At 60.5% G+C, this 15,227-nt stretch carries 11 protein-coding genes and 1 pseudogene; 4 read left to right on the forward strand and 8 right to left on the reverse strand.

The features are described 5' to 3' along the window. Window positions 1–38 precede the first annotated feature (38 nt). Both ACKWJN_RS00860 and ACKWJN_RS00865 read right to left on the reverse strand, forming a co-directional pair. Window positions 39–1,640: a rhodanese-like domain-containing protein gene (locus tag ACKWJN_RS00860; protein ID WP_408593696.1), complete on the reverse strand. Its 1,602-nt coding sequence runs from the start codon at window positions 1,638–1,640 to the stop codon at window positions 39–41. A gap of 81 nt (window positions 1,641–1,721) precedes the next feature. After that, window positions 1,722–2,351 (reverse strand): annotated as a pseudogene (locus ACKWJN_RS00865) (cysteine dioxygenase); the annotation flags it as partial. On the opposite strand from ACKWJN_RS00865, the gene ACKWJN_RS00870 reads away from it, so the two are divergent. Further along, window positions 2,308–2,850, forward strand: coding sequence for a disulfide bond formation protein B (locus ACKWJN_RS00870; RefSeq protein WP_408593628.1), 543 nt, complete (start codon window positions 2,308–2,310; stop codon window positions 2,848–2,850). The pseudogene ACKWJN_RS00865 and the gene ACKWJN_RS00870 sit on opposite strands and share 44 nt — an antisense overlap. A gap of 5 nt (window positions 2,851–2,855) precedes the next feature. On the opposite strand, the gene argA is transcribed toward ACKWJN_RS00870, so the two are convergent. Continuing rightward, entirely contained in the window at window positions 2,856–4,202 is a 1,347-nt protein-coding gene (gene argA / locus ACKWJN_RS00875; protein ID WP_408593630.1) for an amino-acid N-acetyltransferase, read from the reverse strand. Between the two features lie 134 nt (window positions 4,203–4,336). Here argA and hrpA point away from each other — a divergent pair, with 134 nt between their 5' ends. Further along, window positions 4,337–8,428: an ATP-dependent RNA helicase HrpA gene (hrpA, locus tag ACKWJN_RS00880; protein WP_408593698.1), complete on the forward strand. Its 4,092-nt coding sequence runs from the start codon at window positions 4,337–4,339 to the stop codon at window positions 8,426–8,428. 76 nt (window positions 8,429–8,504) lie between these two features. On the opposite strand, the gene ACKWJN_RS00885 is transcribed toward hrpA, so the two are convergent. From ACKWJN_RS00885 to lptG, 5 genes are read right to left on the reverse strand one after another with little or no spacing between them, the layout of a single operon-like run. Next, window positions 8,505–9,392: a DMT family transporter gene (locus tag ACKWJN_RS00885; protein ID WP_408593631.1), complete on the reverse strand. Its 888-nt coding sequence runs from the start codon at window positions 9,390–9,392 to the stop codon at window positions 8,505–8,507. Window positions 9,393–9,444: 52 nt separating this feature from the next. Further along, the gene (locus ACKWJN_RS00890) at window positions 9,445–10,608 is read right to left on the reverse strand and encodes a pyridoxal phosphate-dependent aminotransferase (protein ID WP_408593633.1); all 1,164 of its coding nucleotides are present in this window, start codon (window positions 10,606–10,608) and stop codon (window positions 9,445–9,447) included. A 10-nt stretch (window positions 10,609–10,618) separates the two neighbouring features. Beyond that, the gene (locus tag ACKWJN_RS00895; RefSeq protein WP_408593635.1) at window positions 10,619–11,560 is read right to left on the reverse strand and encodes a CysB family HTH-type transcriptional regulator; all 942 of its coding nucleotides are present in this window, start codon (window positions 11,558–11,560) and stop codon (window positions 10,619–10,621) included. Window positions 11,561–11,602: 42 nt separating this feature from the next. Further along, window positions 11,603–11,992, reverse strand: coding sequence for a sirohydrochlorin chelatase (locus tag ACKWJN_RS00900; RefSeq protein WP_408593637.1), 390 nt, complete (start codon window positions 11,990–11,992; stop codon window positions 11,603–11,605). 13 nt (window positions 11,993–12,005) lie between these two features. Next, complete coding sequence (lptG, locus tag ACKWJN_RS00905) at window positions 12,006–13,106, reverse strand: LPS export ABC transporter permease LptG (protein ID WP_408593639.1); 1,101 nt, start codon at window positions 13,104–13,106, stop codon at window positions 12,006–12,008. A 118-nt stretch (window positions 13,107–13,224) separates the two neighbouring features. On the opposite strand from lptG, the gene ACKWJN_RS00910 reads away from it, so the two are divergent. Beyond that, window positions 13,225–14,742 carry a leucyl aminopeptidase gene (locus ACKWJN_RS00910; RefSeq protein ID WP_408593641.1) on the forward strand — a complete coding sequence of 506 codons (1,518 nt, stop codon included), beginning with the start codon at window positions 13,225–13,227 and terminating at the stop codon, window positions 14,740–14,742. Further along, window positions 14,739–15,182 carry a DNA polymerase III subunit chi gene (locus tag ACKWJN_RS00915; protein ID WP_408593643.1) on the forward strand — a complete coding sequence of 148 codons (444 nt, stop codon included), beginning with the start codon at window positions 14,739–14,741 and terminating at the stop codon, window positions 15,180–15,182. The genes ACKWJN_RS00910 and ACKWJN_RS00915 overlap by 4 nt, the downstream gene beginning before the upstream one ends. The last annotated feature ends 45 nt before the right edge of the window (window positions 15,183–15,227 follow it).

The following is a 15,227-nucleotide window of genomic DNA, read 5'->3' on the forward strand; positions in this document are numbered from 1 at the left end:
GGTGAGCGTTGAAATCAGGTCAAGACTTTAGCAGGGGATCAGATCACCCTGAAGCCGTGGGTGCCATCGCGGGCCAGTTGGTCGACCAGGCCAAACTCCCAATCGAGGTAGCCCTGCATGGCTTGCACCGGGTTGTCGGTGCCCTCGTATGGGCGGCGGTAGCGGTCCACCCGCTCGCAGCCCATTTGACGGTCGCCACTTTGCAAGCTGTGGCCAGCGGCTGTCCAAGCGGCGTTGCCACCGGCCAGCCACACCACGTCCACGCCGGGCTTGACCAAGGCTTTCACCTCGGCCAGCGCATAGCGCGAGATGCTGCCGTCTTGGCAGGTCAACACATAGCGGTTGCCCTTGTGGGCTTTGACCAAGCCTTCGGCCAGCTGGCTGCGCAGCAACCACCATGCCCCTGGCACATGGCCTTTGACAAACTCGGCGCTGGAGCTGAAGTCCAGCACCACGGTGTGGCTGTTGCGGTCTGCCACCCAGGTTTTGACTTGGGCCACTTGCGCAATAGGCAGTGCGCCTATGGGGTCCGGCAACCGAGCGGGCGGTGTGCTGGCGTCCTGAAAATCATCCGAGCTCAAGCCATCGAGCACGTACACCTGCCAGCCCATTTGAGCCAGCCACGAAGCCGACATGTTGGCGCGCACGCCGTCGTCGTCGCACAGCACCAAGCGGGCGCCGCGCACCGGGGCTTGGTGGTCGGTTTCTTGCACCAGTTGTCCGCCTGGCGCGCTGCGCGCCACAGGCAGGTGACCCGCTGAAAACTCTTCAGGCGTTCTCACGTCAAAGACATAGGTCGTGAGGCTGAGGTCGGCCAGCCATTCGCGCAGCTCGGGCAGCCGCACACGCTTGACTCGGGCGCGGTAGGCCACCGACAGCGCCGAAGCTGCCGCTTGGCGGCGAATGCTCTCGTCGACCGGCGGAAAGTGTTGGTCGGCGCCGCGCACCAACTCTTGGCCAGCCAAGGTCCAGCCAATGGTGCCGTTGCGCAGCGCGCTCACCGGGTTGGGAATGCCCGAGTTGATGAGCGACTGGGTGCCGATGATGCTGCGGGTGCGTCCCGCACAGTTGACGATGATGCGGGTGGTGGCGTTGGGCGCCATGGCACGGGCACGCAGCACCAACTCTGCGCCCGGCACACTCACGCCTGTGGGAATGCTCATGGTCTGGTATTCGTCAAAGCGGCGCGCATCCAGCACCACCACGTTGGCGCCTCGGTCGATCAAAGCTTTGACCTCTTGCGCTGACAGCGAAGGGGTGTGGCGCTTGGACTCGACCAACTCGCCAAAGGACTTGCTGGGCACGTTGACATCTCGAAACAACTCGCCACCCCCGTCGTGCCAACCTTTGAGGCCACCCGCCAGCAGGCTGACGTGGGTGTAGCCCATGCGGCGCAAGGTGCGCGCTGCGGGCAAGGCCAAACCTTCACCGTTGTCGTACACCACGACTGAAGTGTCCAAGCGCGGAATGCGTCGCCAGGCATCCACCTCGAGGCGTCCAATGGGCAGGTTGGCGGCGAACAAGGGATGGGACTGCGCGAAAGGGTCTTCCTCGCGCACATCCAAGAGGGCAATTTCTTGCTGCTGCAACAACGCTTGACGCACCTGTAAGAAAGAGGTGCTTGGAAACTCGCTGGGCACCTCACGCAAGGCGTTGCTGTAGCCCGAAATGAATTCTTTGGCCGTGCCGTCTTCCAGGAACACGTTGCGTCGGATCTTGCCGATGTTGCCGCCGTAGACGTGGATGCTGATGGACGGCTGGTCGCTCAGCGCATTCCATACGCGGTGCACATCGCCCACGGTGGGCGACACGGGCGCGATGTGTCCGGTCTCAATGCGCTGCTGCGGCCCACTGGGAACCCACTGACCTTGTTCGTTTTGGGCAAAGGGTTGCGTCAACTCAGCGCCGCGCAGCACGCCAACCAAGCCCCACACCGTGTGGTTGTGAATGGGGGTGGATTGGCCCGGCCCCCAGACAAAACTCACCACCGAAAACCGGTCGTTTGTGTCGGCAAACAGCAAATACTGCTGGTAGCGCTCGGGGTTGGGTTGCGCAAATTCGTCAGGCAACCAATCGTCTTGGGCCAGCAATTGGCTCAGCAGCACCTGCGCGCGCTCCAAAATCAGCGCCTCGTTGTCGGTGCGGCGCAGCAAATCGTCCAAGTGGGTGATGAAATGCAGCAAACGAGGCGTTTGTTCGAGCTCTGGTAGGCGAAGGGTCATGACAAGTCTTGGTTCTTTACAACATGGCGTGCTTGGCCCAATTGTTTCACAGTGACAATGTCGACTGGCTGAGGAGGAACGTGTGTTGTCATTGAATTTTTTGGATCGAACAGGCCGCGTCTGGGCCATTGTGGGTTTGGCCTGTGTGGCCTTGTTGTCATTTGGCTTGTATTTGCAGCATGTGGTGGGTCTGGAGCCTTGTCCCATGTGCATCGTGCAACGCTACGCCATGCTCTTGATCGCCGTGGTCGCTGGTGTGGGGGCGTTGTGGCCAAGGCGCACTGTCAGTCTTTGGGCCGGCGGCTTGCTCACGCTCTTGGGTGCGGGCGGCGCCTACGTGGCGGCACGCCAGAGCTGGTTGCAGTGGTACCCGCCCGAGGTGGTGTCGTGTGGCCGCGACTTTTACGGAATGATTGAAACTTTTCCACTCAAACGCGCCATTCCCATGATCTTCAAAGGCGGTGGCGACTGCTCGGCGGTTGATTGGACGTTTTTGGGCGGCTCCATCGCCAATTGGTCGTTCGTGTGTTTTGTGGGCATTGCGCTGTTGGCACTGGTCACCACCGTGCGCTTGTGGCGCAGCACCGACCCGTTGAAAGCGGGCAACGACGCAGCGTTTGACGCCTGAGCCGATTACAGCTGTTTGACCAACACCAAACTCTTGCGGTCCCAGTTGTATTTGCGCTTGCGGGCCTCGGGCAGCCAGTCTGCATCCACCTGAACAAAACCACGCTTCAAGAACCAATGCTTGGTGCGGGTGGTCAAGACAAAAATGCTCTTCAAGCCCATGTTGCGTGCCAGGTGTTCCACCCGCTTGAGCACTTTTTCGCCATCGCCTTGACCTTGCGATTGGGGGGACACGGTGAGGGCCGCCATTTCGGCGGTTTTGCTCTCGGGGTAGGGGTAAAGCGCAGCGCAGGCAAAGATCACGCCGTCGTGCTCGATGACTGTGTACTGGTTCACATCGCGTTCAATCTCGGTGCGATCGCGTTTGACCAGCGTGCCGTCTTTCTCGAACGGTTCAATCAGCTGCAAGATGCCGCCCACGTCTTCGTGGCTGGCTTCGCGCAGTTCTTCGAGTTTTTCGTCCACCACCATGGTGCCAATGCCGTCGTGCATGTACACCTCCAACAGCAAGGCGCCATCCACCGCAAACGGCAGGATGTGGCTGCGCTCCACGCCCGACTTGCAGGCTTTGACGCAGTGTTGCAGGTAAAACGCAATGTCGGAGGGGTCGCTGGTGGACGGCAGAGAGGCCAGCAGCTTTTCGGCAGCATCCAGCGGCAGTTCGGTGTCGATGGGGTTGTCGTCCCCCTCGGGCTCTAAGGGGCGCACGCGCAGGCCTGGCGTTTCGGTGACAAACAAGAGCTTGTCGGCCTGTAAGGCAGAGGCCACCGAGGTGGCCACCTCTTCCATGGTCAGGTTGAAGGCTTCGCCGGTGGGCGAAAAGCCAAACGGCGAGAGCAGCACCATCGAGCCCGCAGCCAAGGTTTGGGTGATGCCCGCCACATCGACCTTGCGCACCAGGCCCGAGTGTTGAAAGTCCACCCCGTCCAAGATGCCCACAGGGCGCGCGGTGATGAAGTTGCCCGAGATCACACGCACCGTGGCGCCCGCCATGGGCGTGTTGGGCAGGCCCTGGCTGAACGCGGCTTCAATTTCGTAACGCAACTGGCCTGCCGCTTCTTGCGCGCAGTCGAGCGACACCTCGTCGGTGATGCGCATGCCGTGGGAGTACTGCGGCACATGGCCTTTGGCCGCCAGTTGTTCATTGACCTGGGGGCGAAAGCCGTGCACCAGCACAATGCGCACGCCCATGCTTTGGATCAGCGCCAAATCTTGCGCCAAGTTGGGCAACTTGCCAGCCGCAATGGCTTCACCGGCAATGGCCACCACAAAGGTTTTGCCTCGGTGCATGTGGATGTAGGGAGCGACCGAGCGAAACCAGGGCACGAAGGTGAAGTTGAAGACTGCGGACATGTAATGTGGCGTGGGGCTTGGCTGGGATAATTGCGGATTGTCTATCAAGATTGCGCCTGCTTGTGTCCACGTCAGCTCCCCTCCAGATTGAATTCCCCGAATCGTTGCCTGTCTCGGCACGACGTGACGAAATCATGGCGGCCATGCAGGCGCACCAAGTCATCATCGTGTGCGGAGAGACGGGTTCGGGCAAAACCACCCAGTTACCCAAAATGGCGTTGGCATTGGGTCGTGGTTTGGGGATTGGGCTCAAACCCGGTCAGCGCAAACAAATCATTGGCCACACGCAGCCACGACGCATTGCGGCCAGCTCGGTGGCCAAGCGCATTGCCGAAGAACTCAAAACCCCCTTGGGCGAGGTGGTGGGCTACAAGGTGCGGTTTCAAGACCGGTTGAGCAAAGACGCCTCTGTCAAGCTGATGACCGACGGTATTTTGTTGGCCGAGACGCAAACCGACCCTTTGCTCAAGGCCTACGACACCATCATCATCGACGAAGCCCACGAACGCAGCCTGAACATCGACTTTTTGCTGGGCTACCTGCGCGAGATCTTGCCGCGCAGGCCGGACCTCAAAATCATCGTCACCTCGGCCACCATCGACGCCGATCGTTTTGCCCGGCACTTTGCGTCGATGAGACCGGCGCAGGGCCGTGCCAAGGCGGGCTCAGCCCCCTCGGGGGGCAGCGAGCCACACGAAGTGGGGGAGCGTGGGGGCATGGTGTTATGGCCTGCGCCCGTGCTGATGGTCTCGGGCCGCACCTTCCCCGTCGAGATGCGCTACCGCCCCTTCGAGGAAAAGCGCGACTACGACTTGAACAACGCCATTGCCGATGGCGTGGATGAGCTGTGGCGGGAGCCGCGTCAGCAAGGGGACATCTTGGTCTTCTTGCCGGGCGAGCGCGAAATCCGCGAAGCCGCCGATCACCTGCGGGTGCACCTGAGCCACTCGCCCGTGTTGCGCAACGCCGAGGTGCTGCCCCTGTTTGCACGCCTGTCGCAAGCCGAACAAGACCGTGTGTTCGACAACCACAACGGGCGGCGCATTGTGCTGGCCACCAACGTGGCCGAAACTTCGCTCACGGTGCCAGGCATTCGCTATGTGATTGACGCGGGACAAGCGCGCGTCAAGCGCTACAGCTGGCGCAGCAAGGTCGAGCAGCTCATGGTGGAGCCCATCAGCCAAGCAGCGGCCAACCAGCGGGCGGGCCGCTGTGGCCGTGTGGCCAATGGCATTTGCATCCGGCTGTACGACGAACAAGACTTCAAAGGCCGCACGCCGTTCACCGACCCTGAAATCTTGCGCTCCTCACTGGCGGGCGTGATCTTGCGCATGAAGTCGCTCCACTTGGGCGATGTCGAGCGCTTTCCATTTCTTGAAGCGCCTCGGCCCAAGGCCATTGCCGACGGCTACCAGTTGCTCAATGAACTGGGTGCGGTAGACGACGCCAATGAGTTGACATCCACCGGACGCGAGCTGGCCAAGCTGCCACTCGACCCGCGTGTGGGACGCATGATTTTGGAAGCGCGTGACCGCAACGCCTTGGATGAAGTACTTGTCATTGCCTCGGCGCTGAGCGTGCAAGACGTGCGCGACCGTCCGATGGAAGCCCAAGCCGCCGCTGACCAAGCCCACGCCAAATTCGACGACGACCGCAGCGAATTCAGCGGCTACCTCAACCTGTGGAAATGGCTAGAAAACTCACGTGGCGGCAAGCCCCATGTGCCTGCCAGCATGAAGCAGCCCATGGCGGCCAAACAAGCCCACAGCAAACCCACCGTGAGTGCGACGGGGCACGCCGAACACAAGCTGAGCAACCGCCAACACGAAGCGCTGCTGCGGCAAAACTTCATCAACGTGCGCCGCGTGCGCGAGTGGCGCGACACGCACAGCCAGTTGCTGACGGTGGTGGCCGAGCACAAGTGGCGGCTCAACACCTTGCCTGCGAGCTACGAGCAGTTGCACCTGTCGATGTTGGCGGGCTTGCTGGGCAACGTGGGTTGCAAGCTCGACGACGACGAGGCTTACCTGGGGGCCCGTGGCATCAAGTTTTACCGTCACCCTGGCGCACACCTGCGCAAAAAACCGGGGCGCTGGCTGGTGGCGGCTGAGTTGGTGGAAACCACGCGCCTGTTTGGCCGTGGCTTGGCAGGCATTGAGCCGCAATGGTTAGAGCAAGTCGGCGGCCATGTGTTGCGAAAACAATTGCTCGATCCGCATTGGGAAAAGAAGGCTGGAGAAGTCAAAGCCCTGGAGCGCGCCACCTTGTATGGCTTGGTGGTCTACAACGGGCGACGGGTGAGCTACAGCAAAGTGGACATGGCGGGGGCACGTGAAATTTTCATCCGCGAAGCGCTGGTGGAGGGCGAGCTCGACACCAAGCTGCCGTTCTTAGCTGCCAACCAAAAGCTGATTGCCCAAGTGGAAGAGCTGGAACACAAGTCGCGCCGCCAAGACGTGCTGGTGGACGACGCCCTGATCTACGCCTTCTACGACCAACAGTTGCCCGCCGATGTGTGCGGTTTGGTCACGCTGGAGCACTGGTACCGCGAAGAGGTCAAACGCCAACCCAAACTGCTGTACCTGAGCCGCGAGGAGCTGATGCGCCACCAAGCGGCGGGCATCACCACCCAGGCGTTTCCCAAAACACTGCGCATGGGTGGTGTGGATTGCACGGCCGACTACCTGCACGAACCGGGCGACTCCAAAGACGGGCTGACCGTGACCGTGCCGCTGTTTGTGTTGAACCAAGTCAGCGATGAACGCGCCGAATGGCTGGTGCCTGGCATGCTCAATCAAAAGGTGCATGCGCTCTTGAAAACCCTGCACCAAAAGCCGCGCTCGCGCTTGGTGCCGCTGCCCGACAGCGCCGCCCGTTTGACGGCGGCCTTGTGCGAGCCGGAGGTGTTTGGCGCGGGCTCGTTGACCGATGCCGTGTTGAAACTGGTGCGTGCTGAAACGCAGCTGGATGTCAAACGGGCCGACTTCAAACTCGACATGCTGCCACCCCACCTGTTCATGAACTTTCGGGTGGTGGACGAACATGGCCGGCAGTTGGGGCATGGCCGCAACCTGGGCGCCTTGAAAGCCGAGCTCGGCAGCCAAGCGCGTGGCGCGTTTCAGGCCTTGGCCGCGTTGAAGGGGGTGGGCCCTTTGGGGGCTGGCGTTGGCGTAGCGGCCGCGTCAGCCGACGGCGAGCGCAAATTGGGGGCTGATTTCGATGTCGCGCATCCAAACTCGGGCGGCGGCCAGCAAGCATTTGGGGTCGGATCCCGATTGTCCGAAGGAAATCGGGCTCTGACCCCAATTGCGTCCAAGCCGCAGTCAAGCCACACAAAAACCCAACCCGCCGACCAACGCTACACCAGCTGGACCTTTGGCGAGCTTCCCGAGCTGATGGAAATCGCGAGAGGTCAGCAAACCCTGATCGGTTTTCCCGCCTTGGTGGACATGGGAGACGCCGTGTGCATCGAGGTGTTTGACGAGCCCGAGGTGGCAGCCACCAAGCACCGTGCAGGCTTGCGCCGCTTGTTTGGTTTGCAAATCAAAGACGCGCTCAAGTACCTGGAGAAAAACCTGCCCGACCTGCAAAAAATGTCGGTGGTTTTCATGATGGTGGGTAAGTCGTCCGATGGCTCGGGCGGTGGCACGGGCGACGAGCTCAAGCAACAAATTTTGGACGTGGCCTTAGACCGCGCCTTCTTGCTCGACCCGCTGCCCACGTGCGAGGCCGACTTCAAGCGCCGCCTCGACGAGGGCCGTGGCCGACTGACGCTGATTGCCAACGAAGTGGCGCGCTTGAGCAACACGGTGCTGACCGAGTTTGCAGCGGCCAGCCGCAAAGTCAAAGACACCAAAATTCAACATGATGCAGTGGCCGATGCGGCGCAGCAACTGCAACGCTTGGTGGGCAAACGCTTTGTGACCGACACGCCTTACAGCCAGTTGCAGCACTTTGCGCGCTACCTCAAAGCCGTGGTGCTGCGACTGGACAAACTGCGTGCCGACCCCGCACGCGACGCGGCGAAACTGGCCGAACTCAAACCGCTGGAGCAAAAGTATTGGCGCTTGGTGGCAGAGCGCAAAGGCGTGAGCGATGCACGCATGCAAGAGTTCCGCTGGCTACTCGAAGAACTGCGCGTGAGCTTCTTCGCGCAAGAGCTGCGCACGCCACAACCGGTGAGCGTGAAGCGGCTGGATAAAGCTTGGCAGCAGTTGAGTTATTGAGTTGGTCAGTCACCCACAAGAGTGCCAAGACAAGACTGTCATCGTATCTGCCACGACAGCGTGTTTGACTGTGCGATCAATCAGTCGCCGCATCCAACGCCGCCCGACGTGAAGTGCGCTGGCTGTGCAGCAGCCCCAGTCCTGCCATCACCAGCAAGGCAATGCCTCCCCAGGCCAACAGGTTGGGCACTTCGCCCCACAGCAAATAACCCAGCACCAAGGCCACCAGCAACCCGCTGTAGCGGAAGGGGCCAATCACGCTCATGTCGCCCGCGCGCATGCTCAGCGTGAGCAAGTGGTAGGCGATGGCCAGGCAAAAGGCGGCGCCGCCGAGTTGCATCAATGGCTCCAAAGCCACGGGTTGCCAAGGCGCAGTCAAGGTCCAAAGCCCTGACAGCAGGGTGACCATGGTGGAGGTTGACAGTGTGATGAGCAGCGAGGGCACGTGTGCGGGCACCATGCGTGTCATCAGGTCACGCCCCGCATGAAACAGCGTGCCCACGACGCACAGCAGGGCATAGGCGTTCAAGCCATGGGTATCGGGTTGCACCACCAGCAGCACCCCGGTGAAGCCCAACACAATCAAGGCCCAGCGCAGCGCGCCCACCCGTTCACGCAGAAAGACCACGGCCAGCAGGGTCAGAAACAAGGGCGCCGCCAGGTTGATGGCGGTGGCGTTGCCCAGAGGCAGGTGAAACAGTGCGCTCAGGTAGGTGAAGGTGGCTGCACTGTCGAGCAGCGCGCGGATTGGCACGGTGCGCGTGCGCACGCTGCGCCACTGGGACCAGCTGCCTGTGAAGACGACCATCAGCACCAGCAAAAGGGTGGCAAAGGCGCCGCGTATGAAAATCAGCTGCGGCGTGGGCAGCTGGCTGCTGACCAATTTGACCAAGGCGTCGTTGGTCACAAAGAACAGCATGGCAGCCATCATGGTGACGATGCCGCGGCGGTTGTGAGGGTTCATCCGGGTGTGCCAATTGGCGCGTGTAGCGCACACAACGCGCTTGACGCGCGGCTCACAGGCGCGCCAAACGTGACAAGGCCAGCTTCAAGGTTTCGTCTTGTTTGGCAAAGCAAAAGCGCACCACCCGTTGGTCAAAGCCGTCGGCGTAAAAGGCCGACAACGGAATGGCCGCCACGCCGATCTCGCTGGTGAGCCATTGGCAAAAGTCGGCTTCGCTGAGGTTTTTCTCGGGCACCCCCAGTTGGTCGATGCGCACGCACTGAAAGTAGCTGCCTTCGCTGGGCAGCAGCTCAAACTGGGTGCTGGCCAAACCGGTGCGAAACAGGTCGCGCTTGGCGGCATAAAACGCGGGCAACTCCAGATAAGGCTTGGGGTTGGCCATGTAGGCGGCCAGCCCGTGTTGCACCGGGGTGTTGACGGTGAACACATTGAACTGGTGCACCTTGCGGAACTCGGCACTCAGGCTGGCGGGGGCGGCCACGTAGCCGACTTTCCAGCCCGTGACGTGGAAGGTTTTGCCAAAGCTCGACACGATGAAGGCACGCTCGGCCAAGCCCGCAAAGCTCGAAGCGCTCAGGTGTTGGCGTGGCGCGTACACCATGTGCTCGTACACCTCGTCGCTGATGAGCAAGATCTGGGTGGGCTTTAAGAGCTCCTCCAGCTGGAGCATCTCTTCCCGTGTCCACACGGTGGCGCTCGGGTTGTGCGGGCTGTTGACGATGATGGCGCGTGTCTTGGGGCTGATGGCGGCGGCGATCTTGTCAAAGTCGGGGCGGAAGGTGCCGGGTGTGAGCGGCACGCGCACGGCCACGCCACCGGCCAACTCGATGTTGGGGATGTAGCTGTCGTAGCAGGGTTCCAACACGATCACTTCGTCGCCTGCGCGGACCACGGCCAAGATGGCGCTCAAGATGGCTTGGGTGGCACCCGCAGTGACGGTGATCTCGCTCACCGGGTCGTAGCGGTAGTGATACAGCGATTCAATTTTTTGGGTGATGGCTTCGCGCAGCACGGGCACACCGGTCATGGGCGGGTATTGGTTCAGGCCTTGGGTCATGGCGTGGGTGACGCAGCTCACCAAGTGCGGGTCACAGGCAAAGTCTGGAAAACCTTGGCCTAGGTTGACCGCATTTTTTTCAGCCGCCAGGGCTGACATGACGGTGAAGATGGTGGTGCCGACTTTGGGGAATTTGGTGTCAAGAACAGGTGTGGTCATAGGTCAGAGTTCACAGGTCGTAGTCGTTGGCGTGGCCTTCGAGGGCTTTGAGAATCAGGTTGCGGTCTAAACGGTCGCTGAGCAAGGTGGCGAAGTCGTAGACAAAGTTGCGCAAGTAGGCGCTGCGCTTGAAGGCAATGCGCGCGGTGTTTTTGCCAAACAGCTGGGCACCGGGACGCACCACCAGGTCGTCGTCGGTGCTGTCGCGCACGGCCATTTCTGCCACGATGCCCACGCCCATGCCGAGGCGCACATAGGTTTTGATCACGTCCGAATCAATGGCTTCGAGTGCAATGCGCGGTGTGAGGTGCTTGGCGGCAAAGGCTTTGTCGATGCGGGTACGGCCCGTGAACGAGGGGTGGTAGGTGATGATGGGCTCTTGGGCCAAGTCTTCCAAGGTGATGCGACTTTTGGCGGCCAAGGGGTGGGTTTTGGGGATGACCAGCACGTGTTCCCACTCGTAGCAGGGCAAGGTCACCAACTCGGGGTAGTCGGAGAGCGACTCGGTGGCAATGCCAATTTCGGCCACTTCGTCCAGCACCATTTGCGCCACTTGCGCGGGGGCTCCCTGGTGCAGGCTGATGTTGACTTTGGGGTAGGCCGCTCGCAGTTTGGCCACTGGAACCGGCAGCACATAGCGCGCTTGGGTGTGGGTGGTGGCGATGGAGAGGGTGCCGCTGTCTTCGGCGCTGAACTGCTCGCCAATGCGTTTGAGGTTGCCCACTTCGCGCAAGATCACCTCGATGCTGCGCAACACATGTTGCCCAGGTTCGGTGACGCGCTTGAGCCGTTTGCCGTGGCGGGTGAAGATTTCCACGCCCAACTCTTCTTCGAGTTCGATGATGGCTTTGGAGACGCCGGGCTGCGAGGTGTGCAGCGACTTGGCCACCTCGGTCAGGTTGAGGTTGCGGCGGACAGCTTCTTGGACAAAGCGAAATTGGTGAAGATTCATGACGTGGGCGTTGAATTTGCCGCGTCATTATGCCTTGGGCATCTAATTTACAGGTTCTTTATTCAGGTCGTTGGGTTTTTCAAGCGCAATGTCTGCCAACAAATCGAGCAAGGCACCGTGTTCTCCCACCGCTGGCTGGCAGGTGATGTGGAGGTCAGGGTGGGCTTGGCGCAAGGCTTGCATCAGCTCTGGCAAGTCTTCGCGGGCGTGTTTTCCGACGCCCAAAAACAAAGGCAACACGCTCAGGCTGGTGGCACCTTGTTGCACCACCTCAGCGGCGGCTTGAGCCAGGCTGGGTTCGGTGAGTTCCAGATAGGCGCAGCGCACGGCGATGTGGGGCGCGCGTTGTGCAATGCGCGCCGCAACGGCTTGGATGGGGCGGTGCCACAAGGGGTCACGAGAGCCGTGGGCAAACAAAAGGATGGCGTGCATAGGAAAAAGGGGGTTATTGGCGCAACACCAACCAACCAAAGGCGGCCAGTGAGACAAGTGAGTACAGCATGCCCGGCGCCGCCGCAGCAAACCAAGGGGCCCAGTTGTTGAGGTTGCCGATGTAGCTGAACACGTTGTTGAGCAAGAAAAAGCTGATGCCTGCCATGACGCCGCCAAAGACATGGCTTGCAATGTTGCCGCTGCGGAAGTGCAAATAGGCAAAGGGCAGGGCCAGCACCACCATGACCAAGCAGCTCAAGGGGTAGAAAACCTTTTTCCAGAATTCAATCTCAAAGCGTTGGGTGGCTTGGCCGTTGGCGCTGAGGTGTCGGATGTACTGGAACAGGTCGATCGTGCCCATGCGGTCGGGCTTGAGCAGGGCCACTGAGACCATTTCGGAGGTGATGCCCGTGAGCCACAACTGTTCCTCGGTGTTGACCCGACTCAAGGTGGCGTCGCTGCCTTTGCGGTTGAGGCTGTCGCGTTGGACTTGTTGCAAGCGCCAACTGTCGTCTTCGGTCAACATGCCGAGCTTGGCGTGGGTGAGGCCAATCCATTGCCCGCTGTTGTCGAATTCAAAGATCCGTATGCCACTGGGATTGCCCTCGGGGGTGAGGGTTTGCACATTGACGGCAAAGCTGGCTTGGCTTTGATGTTCACGCAGCCAAGCGCCTGTTTGCCCCACTTTGATTTGACCCATGTGACGGCTTTTGAAGAGCTGTCCATAGCGGTCACACAAGGGGGAAAGGTAGTCACCCGCCACAAAAGTCAGCACCACAAATCCAAGACCCAGGCCCATGAGGTTGCGCAGCGCCAAGGTGGGCCCCAGGCCACTGGTGCGCAAGATGGTGAATTCTGAACTTTGCGCCAATCGCGCCATCACAAAGATGGTGCCGATCAAGACCGAGATAGGCAGCAACTCGTACAAGTGGCTGGGCACCAACAACAGCACGTAGAGGAAGGCATGCTTGAGTTGGTAGGCGCCATTGTTTTTGCCAACTCCTTGGAGTTCATCCACAAAGTCGAAGAAGAAAAACAATCCCAAAAAGCTCAGGGTGACAAAGCCCACGGCCACGAGCACTTCACCGTAAATGAGGCGGCGCAAGGTTTTCATTGACCGGCCTCATGACGCAAGCAGTCAAGCCAGCCCAGCCGGGTGGCTGTGACGCTGTGAACCAGCGCTTGACAGGGGAAGGAATGGAATAACATCAGAGCGAAAGAAAGACGCCATTATGAACTTTGAACTCAAGACGCTGGATTTAACGGCCGCCGCAGCGCTGAAAACCGATGTGCTGATTGTGTTGGTCTCTGCCGCCTTCAAGCCCGCCCGCGACACCTTGTCAGGGTTGATTGTGGAGGCTCGCAAAAGTGGCGACCTCGACAGCAGCCCAGCCAAAATGCTCAGCGTTTGGCGTGCCGATGGTGTCCAGGCAGGACGCGTGCTGTTGGTCTCTACCGGAGAAGGCCAAGCCCGTCAGGTTCGCCAGGCAGTGGCTGCCGCGGTCGCTTCGCTCAAATCTGTCGCCCCCAAAAGTTTGACCCTTTGGATGGAAGACGCAACCCAACACCGTCTGCACGCCGCGACCCAGGCGGTGGCTGACACCTGTTACGTCTACACAGCCACCAAGCCAACGGCCAAGGCCAGTGTGCTCAAACGCGTGGTGTTGGGCTTGCCCACGGCCAGCCAAACCAAAAACGCCAAGCCTGACTTTGACCATGCGTGCGCCCAAGTGGCCGGTGTGGCATTGGCCAAAGAGTGGGGCAACCGTCCAGCCAACCATGCCACGCCCAGCATGCTGGCCAAGGTGGCGCAAGCCTTGGGCAAAAAGCCACGGGTGCGGTGTGAGGTGCTGGGTCCTGCTGAGATTCACAAGCTCGGCATGGGCTCGTTTGCCGCCGTGGCGCAGGGTTCGCGCGAGCCCATGCGTTTCATTGTGTTGCACTACAACGGCGCGGCCAAATCCGAGGCGCCCACGGTGTTGGTGGGCAAGGGCATCACATTTGACACGGGCGGTATCTCCATCAAGCCAGCCGCAGGCATGGATGAGATGAAGTTCGACATGTGTGGCGCAGCCAGTGTGTTGGGTACGTTTGAAGCCTTGGCGCAGTTGCAGCCCGCCATCAACGTGGTGGGGCTGATTCCCAGTTGCGAGAACATGCCCGATGGCTTGGCCTTGAAGCCGGGCGACGTGGTGACCAGCATGAGCGGACAAACGATTGAAGTGCTCAACACCGACGCCGAAGGCCGCTTGATTTTGTGTGACGCCTTGACCTATGCCAAACGTTTCAAGCCGCGTGCGGTGATTGACATTGCCACTTTGACAGGGGCTTGCGTGGTGTCGCTGGGTCATGTGCGCAGTGGTTTGTTCTCTGCCTCAGACGAATTGGCGCATGCCCTTGAGGCTGCGGGTGAGGCTGCCCTCGACCCCTGCTGGCGCTTGCCTTTGGACGACGACTATGCCGAGGGGTTGAAGTCAAATTTTGCCGATGTCGCCAACGTCGGTGGGCGCGATGGTGGGGCCATCACGGCGGCTAAATTTTTGCAGCGCTTTGCCAAGGACTACCCCTGGGCGCACTTAGACATCGCCGGTTCTGCCTGGAAGAGCGGGGCTGCCAAGGGCGCCACCGGGCGTCCCGTGGGTTTGTTGTTGCATTACTTGCTGGGGCTGGTGCCTCAGCCAGCAACGCAGGGGCAAGCCAAGTTGGTCAAGACCGCACCACGTCGCCGGACCTCTGCTTCTGCCGCATGACAGAAATCGCTTTCCACTTCAATGCGCCCCACAAATTGGCCTACGCGTGCCGCTTGCTGCGCAAAGCCGTGGCCAGTGGCGCCAAGGTGGTGGTCACGGGCGATGAAGCAAGTTTGCAGGCTTTAGATACCCAGTTGTGGACGTTTTCTGCGTTGGAGTTTTTGCCGCACTGCCACGCCAACAGCCCGTTGGAGCAGCGCATGGCGTCTCCGATTGTTTTGGCGGCGCAGTTGGATGCCGGCGAGACCTTGCCCCACCACCAGGTGTTGGTGAACTTGGGCGATGGGGTGGCGCCTGGTTACGAACGCTTCGAGCGCACGATTGAGGTGGTGACCTTGGACGAGCAAGACCGCCAGAACGCACGCCAGCGATGGAAACACTACGCCGATCGGGGCTATGCCATCACCCGGCATGATTTGAAGTTGAAAGAAAGCGCTTGAGGCGCAATGTCTATCAACCTTTGATTTTTTTCACCACCGTTTCAT

Source organism: Limnohabitans sp., from assembly GCF_046052825.1.
Classification (GTDB): Bacteria; Pseudomonadota; Gammaproteobacteria; order Burkholderiales; family Burkholderiaceae_C; genus Limnohabitans.

Excerpts from the sequence above, each read along its gene's own strand:
- argA (WP_408593630.1), bottom strand. The coding sequence starts at position 4,202 with ATGTCCGCAGTCTTCAACTTCACCTTCGTGCCCTGGTTTCGCTCGGTC.
- hrpA (WP_408593698.1), top strand. The coding sequence starts at position 4,337 with ATGGCGGCCATGCAGGCGCACCAAGTCATCATCGTGTGCGGAGAGACG.
- ACKWJN_RS00885 (WP_408593631.1), bottom strand. The coding sequence starts at position 9,392 with ATGAACCCTCACAACCGCCGCGGCATCGTCACCATGATGGCTGCCATG.
- ACKWJN_RS00890 (WP_408593633.1), bottom strand. The coding sequence starts at position 10,608 with ATGACCACACCTGTTCTTGACACCAAATTCCCCAAAGTCGGCACCACC.
- ACKWJN_RS00895 (WP_408593635.1), bottom strand. The coding sequence starts at position 11,560 with ATGAATCTTCACCAATTTCGCTTTGTCCAAGAAGCTGTCCGCCGCAAC.
- ACKWJN_RS00900 (WP_408593637.1), bottom strand. The coding sequence starts at position 11,992 with ATGCACGCCATCCTTTTGTTTGCCCACGGCTCTCGTGACCCCTTGTGG.
- lptG (WP_408593639.1), bottom strand. The coding sequence starts at position 13,106 with ATGAAAACCTTGCGCCGCCTCATTTACGGTGAAGTGCTCGTGGCCGTG.
- ACKWJN_RS00910 (WP_408593641.1), top strand. The coding sequence starts at position 13,225 with ATGAACTTTGAACTCAAGACGCTGGATTTAACGGCCGCCGCAGCGCTG.
- ACKWJN_RS00915 (WP_408593643.1), top strand. The coding sequence starts at position 14,739 with ATGACAGAAATCGCTTTCCACTTCAATGCGCCCCACAAATTGGCCTAC.